Source organism: Streptomyces rimosus subsp. rimosus, assembly GCF_000720725.1.
Taxonomy (GTDB): Bacteria; Actinomycetota; Actinomycetes; order Streptomycetales; family Streptomycetaceae; genus Streptomyces; species Streptomyces rimosus_A.
The window spans coordinates 90,483-107,995 of sequence record NZ_JOCQ01000015.1 but is presented as its reverse complement, the minus strand read 5'-3'; the positions used below and the strand labels follow the sequence as shown (position 1 = coordinate 107,995).

The window sequence follows — 17,513 nt, the reverse complement described above, 5'->3', positions numbered from 1 at the left end:
TGACGGCATCCGGCGGCCGGTGCCGCGGCCGGGACGCGGACGGCTGTGCGGTGCGGGACACCGTGGGGCCGTGCGAGACGCGCGGCGCGGGCCGTACGGACGCCGTGCGCCGCGGTGGCCACGACGGTGCGAGGAGTGCTGTTCACCGTGGCGCCGCCCCCTCTCCGTACTGCCGGTCACCTTCCTCGCCCCCTGTCATACGCCACAACAGTTGCAGCCCGTTGCAACCAATTGACGCAATACCCCGTTCGGACCGGCCCGGTGACGGCACCATGGGCGGCAACCGCGGACAGTGCACTACGGAGAGACAGCGTGAGCGACAGACCGATCGACATGGGTATCTGGTCGGCCCAGGAGATACGCGCGACGACGCGCCGGCTCGCCTCGGTCCGTGAGGCCGCGCTCTGCGGTGACCGGGGGGCCACCGCGCCCCGTGCGGTGATCTGCGAGTCCTGGCGCCGGGCGCTCGGCTTCGGCGTCGATCCGGACCGGGACCGCAGGGAGCGCCCGCTGACGGTGGAGGAGCTGGAGCACCGGCGGCACAGCTCGCAGCTCGCGTCGCTGCTGCCGCTGTTCAACAGCGGGCTGCTGCCGGCCGTCGACGCCGCCCAGCAGATCATGGTCGTCGCGGACGCCGAGGGCCGGGTGCTGTGGCGGGAGGGCTGTGCGGCGGTGCGGCGGATGGCCGACCGGCACGGCTTCGAGAAGGGCGCGGACTGGACCGAGGAGGTCGTCGGCACCAACGCCATCGGGACCGCGCTGGCGGCCCGCCGCCCCGTCCTGGTGCACACCGCCGAGCACTTCGTCCGTACCCATCACCAGTGGACGTGCGCCGCGGCGCCGCTGCACGACCCGCGCGACGGGCGGCTGCTGGGCATCGTGGACGTGAGCGGCCCGGCGCACACCTTCCACCCCACGACGCTGTCGCTGGTCTCCGCGGTGGCCCGGCTCGCGGAGGGTGAGCTGCGCGAGCGGCACCACGGCGGGCTGGACCGGCTGCGGGCGAGCGCCGCGCCCGTACTGGCCCGGCTCGGCGGGCAGGCGCTGGCTGTGGACAAGGACGGCTGGACGGCCGCGGTGACCGGGCTGGCCCCGCCGGACCGGGTCGCGCTTCCCAAGTCCCCCGAGGCCGGGCCGCTGTGGCTGCCGCGCTACGGCATGTGCACGCTGGAGCCGCTGCCCGGCGGCTGGCTGATCCGCGTGGGCGCGCCGCAGGGCGACGAGCCCCGGCCCAGCCGGGTGCTGCTGGACCTCAGCGGCCACGCCCGGCCGGCGGTCACGGTCACCGGCCCGGCGGGCAGCTGGTCACACGAGCTGAGCCCGCGCCACGCCGAGGTGCTGTTCGTGCTGGCGCACCGGCCGCAGGGGCGCAGCGCCGCCGACCTGGCGCAGGACCTGTTCGGGGACCGCGGCCGTACGGTGACGGTACGGGCCGAGCTGTCGCGGCTGCGGCGCCACCTCGCGAGTGTGCTGGCGCACCGCCCGTACCGCTTCGCCGACGGGGTGGACGTGGAACTGCGCCTGCCGCCGCGCCCGGTGGATCTGCTGCCGTACTCGACGGCGCCGGCGGTGGTGGCGGCGCGGCACGGGTGAGGGATGGAGGAAGGGCGGGTGAGGGGCGGGTGAGGGACGGCACGGGGACGTGGCTCGCCACCGTGGCGCGGGGCCGGGCCGAACATGTGGCGGCCGGAGATTCCCGGCCGCGCACCGTCCGCCCCGTACCGGCGCCTCGTAAACAACACCGGTGCCTCGTAAATACGGTGCGACCTCCCCCGCCCCTCCGGTAACCTGACTCCGCTTCGAACATCAGCTCCCCAGGAGGACGTCGCAGAACGGGAGCGACCCACGCCACAGCGCGCGTGCGGCCAGGCGAGCGGGCGACACGACATTTCGCGATCGACCCTGCCCTCCTGGAGGACCTGTCATGTCTGTCGGCCTCGGCCTGCCCATCGGCGACCCCGCGACCCTGCTGACCTGGGCCCGGCGCGCCGACGCCGCCCCGTTCCGCAGCATCGCGCTGCTCGACCGGCTGGCGTACGGCAACCCCGAACCGCTGATCACCCTGGCCGCCCTCGCCGGCGCCACCTCCCGCGTCCGGCTGCAGACCGAGGTGCTGCTCGCGCCGCTGCACCGCACCGCGCTGCTCGCCAAGCAGGCCGCCACCCTCGACCTGCTCTCCGACGCCCGCTTCACGCTCGGCATCGGGCTGGGCGGACGCGAGGACGACTACGCGGCCGCAGGCGTCGACAAGCGCACCCGTGGCCGGCGGCTGGACGACCAGATGGCCCGGCTGCGGTCCGTCTGGGCCGGTGAGCCGTACGGCGCGGACGTCGGCCCGATCGGCCCGGCCCCGGCCCGCGCCGGCGGCCCGGAGGTCCTGTTCGGCGGCTTCGTACCGGCCGTGATCCGGCGGGTGGCCCGCTGGGGCGACGGCTTCCTCGGCGCGGCGCTGCCCGCGTCGATGATGGACGGGCTGTTCCGCAAGGTGGAGGCGGCCTGGGACGAGGCGGGGCGGCCCGGCCGTCCGCGGCTGGTCGCCCAGGTGAACGTGGCGCTCGGCCCGGAACCCGTCCTCGACGAGGCCCGGCGCGAGGCCCGCGCGTACTACGGCCCGTTCGAGTACACCGACCACGTCGTGAACGGCCTGCTCACCACGGAACGGCAGCTCCGCGACGCGGTGGCCGCCTTCCGGTCCATCGGCGCCGACGAGGTCATGCTCTACTGCTGGGCCACCGACCCGGACCAGGTGGACCGCATCGCGGACGCGGTGCTGTGATCCCGGCCGGGCCGCGCGGGGACCGTCCGCGCGGCCCGGCCCCGGTCAGCCGAGAGCGGGTTGGAGTGGAACATCACGGCGACCCACCGCAACGAGCGGCCGGCGTCGAGGCGGGCGAGGTGGCCGGTGTTGCCCATCCCGCCGCCACCGCCGGACAGCCACCCCGTTCCGTCCGGCAGGGGGCTTTCGAAAAGGGTGTCCGCCCGGTCGATGCCGTATGACCCGTCCCCCATCCCCTCCCCAGGCCTGTGATGTGCTGCCCCCATGACCATCACCGTAACGACCTGGCACCTCGAACAGACCGCCCCCGGCGACCTCGCCCCGGCCACCGCTCCCCCGGCGGAGCAGCGGGTGGAGATCGTCCGTGCGGAGGTGGCGTCGCCCGGATTCAGCCGGTTCCTGTACGCGTCCGTGGGTGGGGACATCGCGTGGACGGACCGGCTGGGGTGGTCGGCCGAGCGGTGGCGGGAGTTCCTGGAGCGGCCGGGCGTGGAGACGTGGGTGGCGTACGAGCGGGGGACGCCGGCCGGGTACATCGAGCTGGACGCACAGGCCGACGGGGTCGTGGAAATCAGCTACTTCGGGCTGCTGCCGGCGTTCCGCGGCCGGCGGATCGGGGGGCACCTGCTGGCGTACGGGACCGCGCGCGCCTGGGACCTGGCCGAACGGTGGCCGGAGCGGGCGAAGACGCGGCGGGTGTGGGTGCACACGTGCACCCAGGACGGTCCGCACGCGCTGGACAACTACCGCCGGCGCGGCTTCCGGGTGTTCGCGACCGAGGTGACCGAGGAGCCGGAGGCGCCCGCTCCGGGCCGGTGGCCGGGCGCCTGACCGGAGGCCCGGCTTCCGACGGGAAAAGGGGAGGACGGGGCCGCGAAGGCCCGTCCTCCCACGGCGTGACCGTCGTCACTCCGTCTCACTGAACGGGACAGTCTTGTCCACACTCCGGATGGTGGTGGACTGGCTCAAGAGCGCCATGACACGCTTCCGTCATGTCTACAGCTGGAATTGCCTTGGTGAGTCGGCGGCACGTCGACCTCGGCCGCATGTCCAGCGCCATCTGTCCGGCGGGCTGACAGTCTCAGCAACGTCATTCCTTTTCGCCGTCCCCACCGTCGCGGACGCGCGGGCACCCTGATCCGACCTGCCCCGGACACCCTTGCGCCAGTACCTCGCGCCACTCCGCGACGAGGCGCGTCTTCGCAGGTCAGCGCGGGGCTGCCGCTGCCTGCCCCGCCCTCACCGAGCCGCCCAGAAGGACGTACCGCCATGGCCGCCACCTCCGATCGACCCAGCCCCGCCACGACCCGCCGCAAGGCCGGACGCCACCGCGGGGAGGGGCAGTGGGCCGTAGGTCACTTCACGCCGCTGAACGGCAACGAGCAGTTCAAGAAGGACGACGACGGTCTCAATGTGCGGACACGTATTGAGACGATCTACGCGAAGACCGGTTTCGCCTCCATCGACCCCAACGACCTGCGCGGCCGGATGCGCTGGTGGGGCCTGTACACCCAGCGCAAGCCCGGGATCGACGGCGGCAAGACCGCGGTCCTGGAGCCCGAGGAGCTGGAGGACGAGCACTTCATGCTGCGGGTTCGCATCGACGGTGGGCGGCTGAGCGTCGCGCAGCTGCGGGCCATCGGCGAGGTCTCCCAGGAGTACGCGCGCGGCACCGCGGACATCACCGACCGGCAGAACATCCAGCTGCACTGGGTCCGCATCGAGGACGTCCCGGCGATCTGGCGGAAGCTGGAGTCGGTGGGCCTGTCGACGACCGAGGCGTGCGGCGACTGCCCCCGCGTCATCATCGGCTCACCGGTCGCCGGCATCGCGGCCGATGAGATCATCGACGGCTCGTCCGCGATCGAGGAGATCGAGCGGCGCTTCATCGGCAGCAAGGAATTCTCCAACCTGCCGCGCAAGTTCAAGACGGCGATCTCCGGGTCGCCGGTGCAGGACGTGGTGCACGAGATCAACGACGTCGCCTTCGTGGGCGTCGAGCACCCCGAGCACGGCCCCGGCTTCGACCTGTGGGTGGGCGGCGGCCTGTCCACCAACCCGCGGCTCGGCGAACGCCTGGGCGCGTGGGTGCCGCTGGCGGAGGTGCCCGACGCATGGGCCGGCGTCGTGGGGATCTTCCGCGACTACGGCTACCGGCGGCTGCGCAACCGCGCCCGGCTGAAGTTCCTGATGGCGGACTGGGGCCCGGAGAAGTTCCGGCAGGTCCTGGAGGACGAGTACCTGGGGCGGAAGCTGCTGGACGGCCCGGCGCCCGCCGAGCCCAGCAGCCGCTGGCGCGACCACATCGGCGTGCACCGCCAGAAGGACGGCCGGTTCTACGTGGGCTTCGCGCCGCGCGTCGGCCGGGTGGACGGCGCCACCCTCGTCAAGGTCGCCGAACTGGCCGCGGCGCACGGCTCGGACCGCCTGAACACCACCGTCGAGCAGAAGCTGATCATCCTCGATGTGGCGGAGGACCAGGTCGAGCCGCTGATCGCGGGGCTGGAAGCACTGGACTTCCAGGTCCGGCCCTCGCCCTTCCGACGCGGCACGATGGCCTGCACCGGCATCGAGTTCTGCAAGCTGGCCATCGTCGAGACCAAGGGCCGCGGCGCCGCGCTCATCGACGAACTGGAGCGCCGGATGCCGGACTTCGAGGAGCCCATCAGCATCAACCTCAACGGCTGCCCGAACGCCTGCGCCCGCATCCAGACCGCGGACATCGGTCTCAAGGGCCAGCTGGTACTGGACGCGGACGGCAACCAGGTCGAGGGCTACCAGGTGCACCTGGGCGGCGCGCTCGGCCTCCAGGCGGGCTTCGGCCGCAAGGTCCGCGGCCTGAAGGTCACCGCGGCCGAGCTGCCCGACTACGTGGAGCGGGTGCTGACCAACTTCCAGGAGCAGCGCGAGGCGGGCGAACGGTTCGCCACCTGGGCCGCCCGCGCGGACGAGGGAGCGCTGAAGTGAGCGAGCGGGCCACGCCGTTCCACTGCCCCTACTGCGGGGACGAGGACCTGCGCCCTTCCGAGGAAGGGCACGGTGCGTGGGAATGCGGGGCGTGCAGCCGCGCGTTCCGGCTCTCGTTCCTCGGGCTGCTGGCCGAGGGCGTCGCCGCCCGGGCCCGGCAGCACGCCAACCACCAAGGGGGCAGCGGGATATGACGGTGACTCAGCACCGTACGGAAGACGAACTGGCCGCACTCGCCGAGCGGGCCGGAAGCGACCTGGAGGACGCCTCCCCGCTGGAGATCCTCACCTGGGCCGCCGAGACCTTCGGCAAGCGCTTCTGCGTCACCTCCTCCATGGAGGACGCGGTCGTCGCGCACCTGGCCGCGCGCGCCTTCCCCGGCGTCGACGTGGTCTTCCTCGACACCGGCTACCACTTCCCGGAGACCATCGGTACCCGGGACGCGGTGGAGGCGGTGATGGACGTCAACGTCATCACCCTCACCCCGCGGCAGACGGTGGCCGAGCAGGACGCCGAGTACGGGCCGAAGCTGCACGACCGGGACCCGGACCTGTGCTGCGCGCTGCGCAAGGTCAAGCCGCTGGAAGAGGGCCTGGCCGGGTACGACGCCTGGGCGACCGGGCTGCGCCGCGACGAGTCGCCGACCCGCGCCGACACCCCGGTGGTCGGCTGGGACGCGCGGCGCCGCAAGGTGAAGATCGCGCCGATCGCGCGCTGGACGCAGGACGACGTGGACGCGTACGTGGCCGAGCACGGCGTGCTGATCAACCCGCTGCTGGCCGACGGTTACGCCTCGGTCGGCTGCGCGCCCTGCACCCGCCGGGTACTGGCGGGCGAGGACGCGCGGGCCGGCCGCTGGGCCGGCCGCGACAAGACCGAATGCGGGCTGCACGGATGAGCGGCCCCGAGCTGTCCGGCGGTCGGGCGCCGGGCACCACCGACATACAGGACCTTCAGGAGCGAAAGATGACGGGCGCCACGGTGTGGCTGACCGGACTGCCCAGTGCCGGCAAGACCACGATCGCGTACGCGCTGGCGGAGCGGCTGCGGGGCGAGGGCCACCGCGTCGAGGTGCTGGACGGCGACGAGATCCGCGAGTTCCTCTCGGCGGGGCTGGGCTTCACCCGTGAGGACCGGCACACCAACGTGCAGCGCATCGGCTTCGTCGCCGAACTCCTGGCGAGCAACGGCGTCAAGGCGCTGGTGCCGGTGATCGCGCCGTACGCGGACTCGCGGGAGGCGGTGCGCAAGCGCCACCAGCGCGAGGGCACGCCGTACCTGGAGGTGCACGTCGCCACGCCCGTCGAGGTGTGCTCCGAGCGGGACGTGAAGGGCCTGTACGCGAAGCAGGCGGCCGGCGAGATCTCCGGGCTGACCGGCGTGGACGACCCGTACGAGGAGCCCGAGTCGCCCGATCTGCGGCTCGCGGCGCACGGCCGCACCGTGCAGGAGTCGGCGGCGGCGCTGCACGCGCTGCTCACCGAGAGGGGACTGGCATGACGACGGCCGCTGCCGTGAGCGAGGGCGCCGGGAACCCCGGCGACGCCGACAACCCGTACGCGCTCAGCCACCTGGACGCGCTGGAGTCCGAGGCGGTGCACATCTTCCGCGAGGTGGGGGGCGAGTTCGAGCGGCCGGTGATCCTCTTCTCCGGCGGCAAGGACTCGATCCTCATGCTGCACCTGGCGCTGAAGGCGTTCGCGCCCGCGCCGGTGCCGTTCGCGCTGCTGCACGTGGACACCGGCCACAACTTCCCCGAGGTGCTGGACTACCGCGACCGTACGGTGGCCCGGCACGGACTGCGGCTGCACGTCGCCTCCGTACAGGACTTCATCGACCGCGGCGAGCTGCGCGAGCGCCCGGACGGCACCCGCAACCCGCTGCAGACCGTGCCGCTGCTGCACGCCATCGAGTCCAACCGCTTCGACGCGGTGTTCGGCGGCGGGCGCCGGGACGAGGAGAAGGCGCGCGCCAAGGAGCGGGTGTTCTCGCTGCGCGACGAGTTCGGCGGCTGGGACCCGCGCCGCCAGCGCCCCGAGCTGTGGCAGCTCTACAACGGCCGGCACTCCCCCGGCGAGCACGTCCGCGTCTTCCCGCTGTCCAACTGGACCGAGCTGGACGTGTGGCAGTACATCGCCCGCGAGAAGATCGAACTGCCCGCCATCTACTACGCGCACGAGCGCGAGGTCTTCGCGCGCGCCGGCATGTGGCTGGCGCCCGGCGAGTGGGGCGGCCCCAAGGACGGTGAGACCGTCGAGACGCGGCTGGTGCGCTACCGCACCGTCGGTGACATGTCCTGCACCGGTGCCGTCGACTCCGACGCGGCGACCATCGAGGCCGTCATCGCGGAGATCGCCGCCTCCCGGCTCACCGAGCGGGGCGCGACGCGGGCCGACGACAAGCTGTCCGAGGCCGCCATGGAGGACCGCAAGCGCGAGGGGTATTTCTAACCATGAGCACGATTGTCGACCCGGTGGACGTGGCCGCCACGGCCACCTCACTGCTGCGCTTCGCCACCGCCGGCTCGGTGGACGACGGCAAGTCCACCCTGGTCGGGCGGCTGCTGCACGACTCGAAGTCGGTGCTGGCCGACCAGCTCGAAGCGGTCGAGCGGGCCTCGCTGGGCCGCGGCCAGGAGGCCCCGGACCTCGCCCTGCTGACCGACGGGCTGCGCGCCGAGCGCGAGCAGGGCATCACCATCGATGTCGCCTACCGCTACTTCGCCACGCCCCGGCGCCGCTTCATCCTCGCCGACACCCCCGGCCATGTGCAGTACACCCGCAACATGGTCACCGGCGCCTCCACCGCCGAGCTGGCCGTGGTGCTGGTCGACGCCCGCAACGGCGTCGTGGAGCAGACCCGCCGGCACGCCGCCGTCGCCGCGCTGCTGCGCGTGCCGCACGTCGTGCTGGCCGTCAACAAGATGGACCTGGTGGACTACGCGGAGCCGGTGTTCGCGGCGATCGCCGAGGAGTTCACCACGTACGCCGCCTCGCTGGGCGTACCGGAGATCACCGCGATCCCGATCTCCGCGCTGGCCGGCGACAACGTCGTGACCCCGTCCACGAACATGGACTGGTACGGCGGCCCGACCGTGCTGGAGCACCTGGAGACCGTCCCGGTGGTGGCCGACCCCTCCCGGGACCCGGCCCGCTTCCCGGTGCAGTACGTCATCCGCCCGCAGACCCCCGACCTGCCCGACTACCGCGGCTACGCGGGTCAGATCGCCTCCGGCGTGCTGCGCGTCGGCGACGCCGTGACGGTGCTGCCGTCCGGCCGCAGCAGCACCATCGAGGCGCTGGACGTGCTGGGCGAGGCGGTGGACGTGGCCTGGGCGCCGCAGTCGGTGACCGTACGGCTCGCCGACGACCTGGACATCTCGCGCGGCGACCTGATCGCCCCGGCCGCGGCCCCGCCCGCCGCCACGCAGGACGTCGAGGCGACCGTCTGCCACGTCGCCGACCGGCCGCTGAAGACGGGTCAGCGGGTGCTGCTCAAGCACACCACCCGTACCGTCAAGGCGATCGTCAAGGACATCCCGTCCCGGCTGACGCTGGACGACCTCTCGCAGCACCCGGCGCCCGGCGAGCTGGCCGCCAACGACATCGGCCGCCTCGTGCTGCGCACCGCCGAGCCGCTGGCCCTGGACCCCTACGCCGACTCCCGGCGCACCGGATCGTTCCTGCTCATCGACCCGGCGGACGGCACGACGCTGACCGCGGGGATGGCCGGGTCCGCGTTCGCCGAGGCGGCCGAGGCCGCGGCGGCGCACACCGCCGCAGCTGACGACGACGCGGAATGGGACTTCTGACATGACCGGATCCCTGGCCCTGGACTCCCTCTCGACCTTCGCGGACGCCTTCTCGACCTTCGCGAAGGAGGGCGGCCGGATCGGCAGCGGCGCCCTGGGCAGCGGCCAGGGCGGCGTCGGGCGATGTGTGCGCCGATGACGTACCGCCGCCCGCCCCTTTCCCTGCATTCCACCGCTCTGCCGGGCCCGCCCTAGGCGCTCGCCGCCCGGCCCTCCGAGAGGACCCCCTCCCGTGCCTGCCGTACGACGCCTCCGCCTCCTCGCGGCCGCCGCCACCGTCCCCCTCCTGCTGGGCACGCTCGGCGCCTGCGGCTACGGCTCCCGCGCCAAGCAGGACGGCCAGGGCGCGGTCGCGGCCAAAGGCCCGAAAACCGACGGGCTCGACCAGGTCAAGGTCGGCTACTTCGCCAACACCACGCACGCCACCGCGCTGGTCGGCGACCAGAAGGGGTTCTTCCAGAAGGAGCTGGGCGGCACCAAGTTCGCGCCGTCGGTGTTCAACGCGGGCCCGGCCGAGATCGAGGCGCTGAACTCCGGCGCCATCGACATCGGCTGGATCGGCCCGTCCCCCGCGATCAACGGCTGGACGACGTCCAAGGGCAAGAGCCTGAAGATCATTTCGGGATCGGCGTCCGGCGGCGTCTCGCTCGTCGTCGACCCCAAGAAGATCAAAAGTCTCGACGACCTCAAGGGCAAGACGATCGCCACCCCGCAGCTGGGCAACACCCAGGACGTGGCGCTGCTCAACTACCTGGCCGAGAAGGGTTATCGGGTCGACGCCACCACCGGCAAGGGCGACGTGACCGTGCAGCGCACCGAGAACAAGGTCACGCCGGTCGCCTTCCGGCAGGGCAGCATCGACGCCGCGTGGGTGCCCGAGCCGACCGCGTCCAAGCTGGTCGCCGAGGGCGGCCGGGTGCTGCTGGACGAGAAGAAGCTGTGGAAGGACGGCAAGTTCGTCATCACGAACGTGATCGTCTCGCAGAAGTTCCTCAAGGAGCACCCGAAGGCCGTCGAGGCGGTGCTGCGCGCCTCGGTCAAGACCAACACGTACATCAAGACCCACCCGGCCGAGGCCAAGCAGGCGCTCAACGACAAGCTGGCCGCCGCGGCCGGCAAGGCGCTGCCGCCCGACGTCATCGACCCGGCGTTCCGCAACACCGACGTCACCGACGACCCGCTGGCCGCCACCCTCCAGCAGGAGGCGGACCACGCGGTGCGGGCCGGCCTGCTGAAGAAGCCGTCCCTCAAGGGCATCTACGACCTCACGCTGCTCAACAAGGTGCTCAAGGCCGAGGGCAAGCCGGCCGTCGACGACGCCGGCCTCGGCGGCGAGTAGTCCGCCGCACGTATCCCCAGGAGGTGACACCGATGACGACCACCACGCTCAGCCAGCCCGGCAGCCGGCCGTCCGCCACGGCGGACGCGGACGGCACCAACGCTTCCCACGCCGCTCGCATCGACCATGTCTCGAAGTCGTTCGGCCGCCCCGGCGCGCAGCAGCACGTGCTGGACGACATCAGCATCGATGTCGCGCCGGGCGAGTTCGTCTGTCTGCTGGGGGCGTCGGGCTGCGGCAAGTCGACGCTGCTCAACCTCGTCGCCGGGCTCGACAGCCCGTCCGCGGGGAGCATCGAGACGCCCGGCGGCCGCCCGGCCCTGATGTTCCAGGAGCACGCGCTGTTCCCGTGGCTCACCGCGGGCCGCAACATCGAACTGGCGCTGCGCCTGCGCGGGGTGCCGCGCGCGGAGCGGCGTGCCGAGGCCGAGCGGCTGCTCGAACTCGTACGGCTCAAGGGCGCGTACGGCAAGCGCGTGCACGAGCTGTCCGGCGGTATGCGGCAGCGGGTGGCGATGGCCCGCGCCCTGGCGCAGGACAGCCGGCTGCTCCTGATGGACGAGCCGTTCGCGGCCCTCGACGCCATCACCCGCGACGTCCTGCACGACGAACTGACCCGCATCTGGCAGGAGTCCAACGACGGCACCGCCGGCAGCGGCGGCCTGTCCGTCCTGTTCGTCACCCACAACGTCCGGGAGGCGGTGCGGCTCGCCGAGCGGGTGGTGCTGCTGTCCTCCCGGCCCGGCCGGATCGCCCGCGAGTGGACCGTGGACATCCCGCAGCCGCGGCGCATCGAGGACGCGGCGGTCGCCGACCTTTCCGTAGAGATCACCGAACAGCTCCGTGGGGAGATCCGCCGCCATGGCCAGCACTGAGACCGGGACGGCCGCCGGGGCCGCCGCAGCCGACGAGCCGGTGGCCGCCGCGTCACCGGCCACCGCCGAGCCCGGCGGCCCCGGCGGCCCCGCCGACCTGGCCGGGCTGGAAGCCGGTCTGGACGCCCTCGACACCACCGTCACCGACCGGCAGCCCTGGCTGCGCAGGCTCGGCGCCAAGGCGGTGCCGCCGGTCGTCGCGGTCGCCCTCGTCCTGGGCCTGTGGCAGCTCGCCTACCACTTCGAGCTGAAGGACCACTACCTGCTGCCCAGCCCGGTCGACGTGGCCCGCTCGCTCCAGGACAAGTGGCTGGAGGGCACGCTGCTCGACTACGTGTGGACCAGCGTGTCGCGCGGCGCCCTCGGCTTCCTGGCCTCGGTGGTGATCGGTACGCCGCTGGGCCTGATCGTCGCCCGGGTCAAGCCGGTACGGGCCGCGATCGGGCCGATCCTCAGCGGCCTGCAGTCGCTGCCCTCGGTGGCCTGGGTGCCCGCCGCCATCATCTGGTTCGGCCTGAGCGACGCCACCATCTACGCGGTGGTGCTGCTCGGCGCGGTCCCCTCGATCGCCAACGGCCTGGTCGCCGGCGTCGACCAGATCTCGCCGCTCTACCTGCGCGCCGGCCGCACGATCGGCGCCCGCGGGCTGACCGGCGTCCGGCACGTCCTGCTGCCCGCCGCGCTGCCCGGCTACCTCGCCGGCCTCAAGCAGGGCTGGGCCTTCTCCTGGCGCTCCCTGATGGCCGCCGAACTCATCGTCAACGCCGCCGACCTGGGCACCGGCCTCGGCCAGCTCCTCGAACAGGGCCGCGAACTCCAGGACATGTCCTGGGTGCTCTCCGCCATCCTCCTCATCCTCGTCGTCGGCATCGGCATCGAGCTGCTGATCTTCGCGCCGATCGAGCGGCGGGTGCTGCGCAGCCGCGGCCTGCTGGTGAAGAGCTGACCCATGACCGTACGACCGGCCCTCCTCGTCATCGCCCACGGCAGCCGCGACCCGCGGCACGCGGCGACCGTCACCGCGCTGTGCGCGCGGGTGCGGGCGCTGCGCCCCGGCCTGCGCGTCGAGGTCGCCTTCCTCGACTTCAACGCGCCGGGCGTGCCCCGGGCGCTGGAGCGGCTGGCGGCGGACGGCGTACGGGAGGTGGTGGCCCTGCCGCTGCTGCTGACCCGCGCCTTCCACGCCAAGACGGACATCCCGGCCGTACTGCGGGAGGCCGGTGCGCGGCTCCCCGGACTGACCGTCCACCAGGCCGGCGTGCTCGGGCCGTCGCCGCTGCTGACGGCCGCCCTGGAGCGGCGGCTGTACGAGGCCGGGCTGCGGCCCGGCGACCGGCGCTCGACCGGGGTCGTCCTGGCCTCGGCGGGCTCCTCCGACCCGGAGGCGATCGCAGTGATCGCTGAAATCGCGCGGGAGTGGCGGCGCACCACCGGTTGGTGCGCCGTGCGGCCTGCGTTCGCCTCCGCCTCCCTCCCCCGCACGGCGGACGCCGTGCGGGCCCTGCGGGCCGACGGCGCCGAACGCGTCGCCGTGGCCCCGTACGTCATCGCCCCCGGCTTCCTCCCGGACCGCATCGCCCGCGGGGCCGAGGAGGCGGGGGCGGATGTCCTCGCCGATGTCCTGGGACCGGCGCCGGAGGTGGCGGGGCTGCTGGTACGGCGGTACGAGGAGGCGCTGTGCCGGGAGGTACCGGCGCTGGTCGCCTGACGCCCGACCGGGCTCTCCTCAGCCGCGCGGCGGCAGCCGGTGCAGCTGTACATCGGTGAGACGCCCCGATGCGGCAGTCGCCGTCATGTACGTGCAGTACGGCTGCCGCCTGCGGTCGGTCGGTGAGCCGGGGTTGAGGAGGCGGAGGCGGCCGTCCTCCGTGGTGGTGTCCCAGGGGATGTGGCTGTGGCCGAAGACCAGGACGTCCAGGTCCGGGTACCGCTCGGCGCAGCGGCGTTCGCGGCCCTGTTTCTGGCCGGTCTCGTGGACCACGCCCCAGCGCAGGCCGCCGAGTTCGGCGTAGGCCACCTCCGGGAGGCGGGCGCGCAGGTCCGGGCCGTCGTTGTTGCCGTACACGCCGACGAGCCGGCGGGAGCGGTCCTCCAGGAGGTCCAGCGTGGCGGTGTCCACCCAGTCCCCGGCGTGGACGACCACGTCGGCGCGGGCCACCTCGTCCAGCAGCTCCGGCGGCAGGGCCTTGGCGCGTTTGGGCAGGTGGGTGTCGGACGTCAGCAGCAGGCGCACGGGCCGACCGTACCCCTCTCCTGTCCCACCGGCAGCCGCCTCTCAGAGGCAGTCACGCGGGATCGTCTCGTTCCAGGTGCGGGAGAAGACGCGGCGGTCGTTCTCGTAGCCGTCCAGGGTGGCGTCCACGGTGAACTCCTTCTCGTCGCACCGCACTTTCTGGTGGGTGACCACCCGTACGTCCCAGTCGCCGCGCCGGAAGCGCATGGTCCACAGGGTTTCGCCGGTGGCGGAGGTGAAGTCGTCGGCGACGGTCGCGTACCGCTCGTAGGCGCGCCGGCCGACCTCCATGCCGGTGTCCTCCAGGCGGGCCAGCCCGCGGTCCTTGACGATCTCCAGCTCGGAGTTGTAGTCGACCAGGTCGCGCTTGACCTCCCAGCGCTCCTCCGGCGCGGTCAGCTGGGTGACGGCCAGCGGCCGGGTGCCCTCCGGCTCGCCGAACGGGCGCGGCGGCAGCCGGTCGGGTTCGGTGGTGGGCCGTACCGGCAGCGTCAGGGTGCTGGTCCCCTCGTGCACGCTGAGCGTGGCGGGCCGGGGCGGCGGCCAGGCCAGCGGCCAGTACGAGGTGGACAGCGACAGGCGGATGCGGTGGCCGGGCGGGAACGCCTGGGCGACGCCGTTGAGCTGGACGGTCGCGCGGTAGCGGTGGCCGGGCTCCAGGGGCTCGGGATCGCCGACGGTCTCGTGGTGGGCGAGGTTGAGCACGCCGTAGGTGACGCGGGTGGCGCGGCCGTCGGGGGCCACGTCGGAGATCCGGGCGGCGACCATGGCGACCGGTTCGCTGACCGACAGGTCCAGTTCGACGGTGGGCGAGCCGAGGATCTCCACCCGTTCGGTGAGCCGGTCGCTGTCGAAGACGAGCGAGCCGCCGTCCTCCTCGCGCTGGTCGTACGGCAGGTCCGGCGGCGCGTTGTAGGAGGCCCACTTGCCGGCGAACTGGCCGACGGACAGCGGTGACTGCACGGTCAGCACGCCGCAGCCGCGGTCGCCGCACTCCTCGCCGTCGGCGCCGATCCGGTGCCGGAACAGCGGGCGCGCGACGGACCGGACGTTCGGGGAGGGCCAGTCCGGCTCGCCGACCCAGCGGCCCGGCCGGGTCTCGTAGGAGGTGGACGGCGGCATGCTGTCCTGCATCCAGGCGCTGAGCATCGGACCGTCCATGACGCCGTTGTCGGCGCCCTTGAGCCAGTGGTCCCACCAGCGCACGACTTCCTGGAGGTAGCCGATCGCGGGGCCCGGTTCGCCCAGGTGGGGGAACTTGTGCGACCAGGGGCCGATCAGGCCCTTGCGCGGTACGTCGAGGTTGGCCAGCAGCCGGGTGACGGCGTTGGAGTAGCCGTCGGCCCAGCCGCTGGAGGCGAGCACCGGGCAGCGTACGGAGCTGTAGTCCTCGCAGACCGAGGCGTGCCGCCAGTAGGCGTCGCGGCGCTGGTGGCTCAGCCACTCCAGGGCCCACGGCCGGGTGTTCTCCAGCCGCTCGTGCCACATCCGGCGCCAGCGGCCGCCCACCACGGCCGGGTCGGGCGGGCAGGTGCCGTAGGCGAACATGGTGCCCGCCTCCGCCAGGTTGTCGGAGAGCAGCTGGCCGCCCATGTAGTGCATGTCGTCGGCGTACCGGTCGTCGGTGAAGGACGCGATGACGATGGCGCGCAGGCTCGGGGGCTGCCGGGCGGCGACCTGGAGCGCGGCGAAGGCGCCCCAGGAGAGGCCCATCATGCCGGTGGTGCCGTCGCACCAGGGCTGGTCGGCCAGCCAGGCGAGCACGTCCTCGGCGTCGGCCTGCTCCTGTTCCAGGTACTCGTCCCTCAGCACGCCCTCCGACTCGCCGGTGCCGCGCAGGTCGACGCGGACACAGGCGTAGCCGTGGCCGGCGATGTACGGGTGGTGGATCGAGTCCCGTACGGCGGTCAGGTCCCCTTTGCGGTACGGGATGTACTCCAGCACCGCCGGCACCGGTTCCTCGTCCGAGGCCGTGGGGCGCCAGATGCGCGCCGACAGGCGGGTGCCGTCGGAGACGGGGATGGTGACGTGGTCCTCCTCCGCCGTGGCACAGGGCAGATTGCTCACGTAACGCATGCGGCGACCTTCTCCTCACTGTCGTGCGCGCCGGCGCCGCCACGCGGACCGGCCGCCCGGTTCAGCCGTCCCGGCCGCCGGGCCGGGTCCGCTCGCAGGCCAGGTCCAGAGCTGCCACGCAGTGGTCGTACTTCTCGCGCAGCTCCTCTTCACTGTCGCCCCCGGTGAAGACATGGGCCAGTTCGAAGCTGTAGCAGTCCTGCTCCGCCATGTCGGACAGCTGCTGGCCCGGCTCGGGGATCACGTGGATGCGCGTGCCCGGGATCCGCCTCTCGATGCGCGCGATGTCCTCATGGGTGGGCACCTGCTTCGCGACGCCGTCGGCGAACCACCGGTAGTACCACTTGGCGGCCGTCCGGTAGCGGCCCGCGCGGTGCGGCATGGCCGGGTCCTCGCCGAGGGCGAGGCGCAGCATGGCGTGGTGGTTGGGCGCGCCGTCGACGTACTGGAAGAGTTCGGCGTGCGACTGGGAGTGCCGGGGGTTGACCTCCAGCACGTTGACGGCGTCGGTGTGCGGGTCGTAGAAGAACTCGATGCTGAAGGTCGCCTCCTGCATGCCGATCTGCCGCATGACGCGGGCGGAGGCGTCGCGCAGCCGGTGCAGGACGGGCTCGGGGAGCGTCGAGGGGTACTGGTGGCGCAGGAAGGACGAGCTGCCGGGGTAGTCGATGGAGTCCAGCACGCCGTAGACCGTGACCTCGCCGCCGTGGACATAGCCCTCGACCGCGACCTGGATGCCGGACAGCGCCTCCTCCGCGAGACAGACCTGGCCGCCGACGCCCGCCATCTCGGGCGGCAGGTCGAGGCGGCCGAGGATGTCCTCGAAGGGGCGGCCGACGCGGCCGATGCCCCCGCGGATCTCGGCGACCGCCGCACGGAACTCCGCCTGGTCGTGGACGCCGAAGGCCAGTTCCGAGGAGTACGCGAGGGCGGGCTTGAGCCACATGGGGAAGCGGACGCCCTCGGGCGGGTGCGGGTCGGGCGTGTCGAGGTCGACGCGGCCGAAGCGCGGATGGGTGTCGACGGCCTTCTCCTGCTCCAGGCGGCTCCAGTACTTGTGCTCGCACTTGACGACCGACTCCAGGCTGGTGCTGCGGGTGCCGTAGCGCTCGCTCAGGATCGGTACGAGGGTGCTGACGGGGAAGTCGTAGTAGCCGACGATCGCGTCGACGGTGCCCTCGAAGGAGTCCAGGACGCCGTAGGCCTTCTTCAGGAGATCGGGTACGCAGACTTCGCCGCCCTGGAGCTCACCGAGGGTGAGCAGGGGGTGGAAGCGGTACCGCTCCGCGCCGGGCACGTCGTGCAGGGCGGGGAGATTGGCCTCCTTCAGGCCCAGTACGAAGATGTTCTTCCCGCTCACCGGTCCTCCTCGGGCTCACGCGCTGCGGGAGGACGCGGGTACCCGTGGGGCCGCCGCCAATTCGCGGTATGGGGTG

General features: G+C 72.8%; 19 protein-coding genes. 15 read left to right on the top strand and 4 right to left on the bottom strand.

Translation table 11 applies throughout. From position 1 onward, the window contains the following. Positions 1 to 312 precede the first annotated feature (312 nt). A complete protein-coding gene (locus IH45_RS0110980; RefSeq protein ID WP_030665253.1) occupies positions 313 to 1,593 on the top strand; it encodes a GAF domain-containing protein in 1,281 nt (426 codons plus the stop codon). Between the two features lie 331 nt (positions 1,594 to 1,924). Further along, the gene (locus IH45_RS0110975) at positions 1,925 to 2,776 is read left to right on the top strand and encodes an LLM class flavin-dependent oxidoreductase (RefSeq protein WP_030665250.1); all 852 of its coding nucleotides are present in this window, start codon (positions 1,925 to 1,927) and stop codon (positions 2,774 to 2,776) included. Here IH45_RS0110975 and IH45_RS0110970 read toward each other — a convergent pair. Further along, on the bottom strand, positions 2,719 to 3,009 hold the full coding sequence (locus tag IH45_RS0110970; protein ID WP_030665249.1) for a hypothetical protein: 291 nt from the start codon (positions 3,007 to 3,009) through the stop codon (positions 2,719 to 2,721). The genes IH45_RS0110975 and IH45_RS0110970 overlap by 58 nt on opposite strands. A gap of 31 nt (positions 3,010 to 3,040) precedes the next feature. Between IH45_RS0110970 and IH45_RS0110965 the strand changes: the two genes are divergently transcribed. From IH45_RS0110965 to IH45_RS0110910, 13 genes are all read left to right on the top strand, one after another. Then, positions 3,041 to 3,607 (top strand): GNAT family N-acetyltransferase, encoded by a 567-nt coding sequence (locus IH45_RS0110965; RefSeq protein ID WP_030665245.1) that lies wholly within the window; start codon positions 3,041 to 3,043, stop codon positions 3,605 to 3,607. A gap of 161 nt (positions 3,608 to 3,768) precedes the next feature. Beyond that, positions 3,769 to 3,852, top strand: a complete 84-nt coding sequence (locus IH45_RS1000000150775) for a putative leader peptide (RefSeq protein ID WP_312024626.1) — start codon at positions 3,769 to 3,771, stop codon at positions 3,850 to 3,852. 193 nt (positions 3,853 to 4,045) lie between these two features. Further along, the gene (locus IH45_RS0110960) at positions 4,046 to 5,743 is read left to right on the top strand and encodes a nitrite/sulfite reductase (RefSeq protein WP_030665241.1); all 1,698 of its coding nucleotides are present in this window, start codon (positions 4,046 to 4,048) and stop codon (positions 5,741 to 5,743) included. Beyond that, on the top strand, positions 5,740 to 5,937 hold the full coding sequence (locus tag IH45_RS0110955; RefSeq protein WP_030665238.1) for a hypothetical protein: 198 nt from the start codon (positions 5,740 to 5,742) through the stop codon (positions 5,935 to 5,937). The genes IH45_RS0110960 and IH45_RS0110955 overlap by 4 nt, the downstream gene beginning before the upstream one ends. Next, positions 5,934 to 6,641: a phosphoadenylyl-sulfate reductase gene (locus IH45_RS0110950; RefSeq protein ID WP_030665236.1), complete on the top strand. Its 708-nt coding sequence runs from the start codon at positions 5,934 to 5,936 to the stop codon at positions 6,639 to 6,641. The genes IH45_RS0110955 and IH45_RS0110950 overlap by 4 nt, the downstream gene beginning before the upstream one ends. A 68-nt stretch (positions 6,642 to 6,709) precedes the next feature. Next, entirely contained in the window at positions 6,710 to 7,243 is a 534-nt protein-coding gene (cysC, locus tag IH45_RS0110945) for an adenylyl-sulfate kinase (RefSeq protein WP_030665232.1), read from the top strand. Then, positions 7,240 to 8,193 (top strand): sulfate adenylyltransferase subunit CysD, encoded by a 954-nt coding sequence (gene cysD / locus IH45_RS0110940; RefSeq protein ID WP_030665229.1) that lies wholly within the window; start codon positions 7,240 to 7,242, stop codon positions 8,191 to 8,193. The genes cysC and cysD overlap by 4 nt, the downstream gene beginning before the upstream one ends. 2 nt (positions 8,194 to 8,195) lie before the next feature. Then, on the top strand, positions 8,196 to 9,554 hold the full coding sequence (locus IH45_RS0110935; protein ID WP_030665226.1) for a sulfate adenylyltransferase subunit 1: 1,359 nt from the start codon (positions 8,196 to 8,198) through the stop codon (positions 9,552 to 9,554). Between the two features lies 1 nt (position 9,555). After that, positions 9,556 to 9,693 carry a hypothetical protein gene (locus tag IH45_RS1000000146365; protein ID WP_078897437.1) on the top strand — a complete coding sequence of 46 codons (138 nt, stop codon included), beginning with the start codon at positions 9,556 to 9,558 and terminating at the stop codon, positions 9,691 to 9,693. 93 nt (positions 9,694 to 9,786) lie between these two features. Beyond that, complete coding sequence (locus IH45_RS0110925; RefSeq protein ID WP_030665219.1) at positions 9,787 to 10,893, top strand: ABC transporter substrate-binding protein; 1,107 nt, start codon at positions 9,787 to 9,789, stop codon at positions 10,891 to 10,893. A gap of 32 nt (positions 10,894 to 10,925) precedes the next feature. Then, positions 10,926 to 11,768 (top strand): ABC transporter ATP-binding protein, encoded by an 843-nt coding sequence (locus IH45_RS0110920; RefSeq protein WP_030665216.1) that lies wholly within the window; start codon positions 10,926 to 10,928, stop codon positions 11,766 to 11,768. Continuing rightward, positions 11,755 to 12,714, top strand: a complete 960-nt coding sequence (locus IH45_RS0110915; protein ID WP_030665213.1) for an ABC transporter permease — start codon at positions 11,755 to 11,757, stop codon at positions 12,712 to 12,714. Before IH45_RS0110920 ends, IH45_RS0110915 begins: the two co-directional genes overlap by 14 nt. Positions 12,715 to 12,717: 3 nt before the next feature. Further along, the gene (locus tag IH45_RS0110910; protein WP_030665210.1) at positions 12,718 to 13,476 is read left to right on the top strand and encodes a sirohydrochlorin chelatase; all 759 of its coding nucleotides are present in this window, start codon (positions 12,718 to 12,720) and stop codon (positions 13,474 to 13,476) included. An 18-nt stretch (positions 13,477 to 13,494) separates the two neighbouring features. On the opposite strand, the gene IH45_RS0110905 is transcribed toward IH45_RS0110910, so the two are convergent. From IH45_RS0110905 to IH45_RS0110895, 3 genes are all read right to left on the bottom strand, one after another. After that, the gene (locus IH45_RS0110905) at positions 13,495 to 14,001 is read right to left on the bottom strand and encodes a metallophosphoesterase family protein (protein ID WP_030665207.1); all 507 of its coding nucleotides are present in this window, start codon (positions 13,999 to 14,001) and stop codon (positions 13,495 to 13,497) included. Between the two features lie 42 nt (positions 14,002 to 14,043). Beyond that, entirely contained in the window at positions 14,044 to 16,077 is a 2,034-nt protein-coding gene (locus tag IH45_RS0110900; RefSeq protein ID WP_030665205.1) for a CocE/NonD family hydrolase, read from the bottom strand. A gap of 61 nt (positions 16,078 to 16,138) precedes the next feature. Continuing rightward, a complete protein-coding gene (locus IH45_RS0110895; protein WP_030665202.1) occupies positions 16,139 to 17,437 on the bottom strand; it encodes an ATP-grasp domain-containing protein in 1,299 nt (432 codons plus the stop codon). Between the last annotated feature and the right edge of the window lie 76 nt (positions 17,438 to 17,513).

Excerpts from the sequence above, each read along its gene's own strand:
- IH45_RS0110970 (WP_030665249.1), bottom strand. The coding sequence starts at position 3,009 with ATGGGGGACGGGTCATACGGCATCGACCGGGCGGACACCCTTTTCGAA.
- cysC (WP_030665232.1), top strand. The coding sequence starts at position 6,710 with ATGACGGGCGCCACGGTGTGGCTGACCGGACTGCCCAGTGCCGGCAAG.
- IH45_RS0110960 (WP_030665241.1), top strand. The coding sequence starts at position 4,046 with ATGGCCGCCACCTCCGATCGACCCAGCCCCGCCACGACCCGCCGCAAG.
- IH45_RS0110965 (WP_030665245.1), top strand. The coding sequence starts at position 3,041 with ATGACCATCACCGTAACGACCTGGCACCTCGAACAGACCGCCCCCGGC.
- IH45_RS0110975 (WP_030665250.1), top strand. The coding sequence starts at position 1,925 with ATGTCTGTCGGCCTCGGCCTGCCCATCGGCGACCCCGCGACCCTGCTG.
- IH45_RS1000000146365 (WP_078897437.1), top strand. The coding sequence starts at position 9,556 with ATGACCGGATCCCTGGCCCTGGACTCCCTCTCGACCTTCGCGGACGCC.
- IH45_RS0110900 (WP_030665205.1), bottom strand. The coding sequence starts at position 16,077 with ATGCGTTACGTGAGCAATCTGCCCTGTGCCACGGCGGAGGAGGACCAC.
- IH45_RS0110950 (WP_030665236.1), top strand. The coding sequence starts at position 5,934 with ATGACGGTGACTCAGCACCGTACGGAAGACGAACTGGCCGCACTCGCC.
- IH45_RS0110920 (WP_030665216.1), top strand. The coding sequence starts at position 10,926 with ATGACGACCACCACGCTCAGCCAGCCCGGCAGCCGGCCGTCCGCCACG.
- IH45_RS1000000150775 (WP_312024626.1), top strand. The coding sequence starts at position 3,769 with ATGTCTACAGCTGGAATTGCCTTGGTGAGTCGGCGGCACGTCGACCTC.
- cysD (WP_030665229.1), top strand. The coding sequence starts at position 7,240 with ATGACGACGGCCGCTGCCGTGAGCGAGGGCGCCGGGAACCCCGGCGAC.
- IH45_RS0110915 (WP_030665213.1), top strand. The coding sequence starts at position 11,755 with ATGGCCAGCACTGAGACCGGGACGGCCGCCGGGGCCGCCGCAGCCGAC.
- IH45_RS0110935 (WP_030665226.1), top strand. The coding sequence starts at position 8,196 with ATGAGCACGATTGTCGACCCGGTGGACGTGGCCGCCACGGCCACCTCA.
- IH45_RS0110910 (WP_030665210.1), top strand. The coding sequence starts at position 12,718 with ATGACCGTACGACCGGCCCTCCTCGTCATCGCCCACGGCAGCCGCGAC.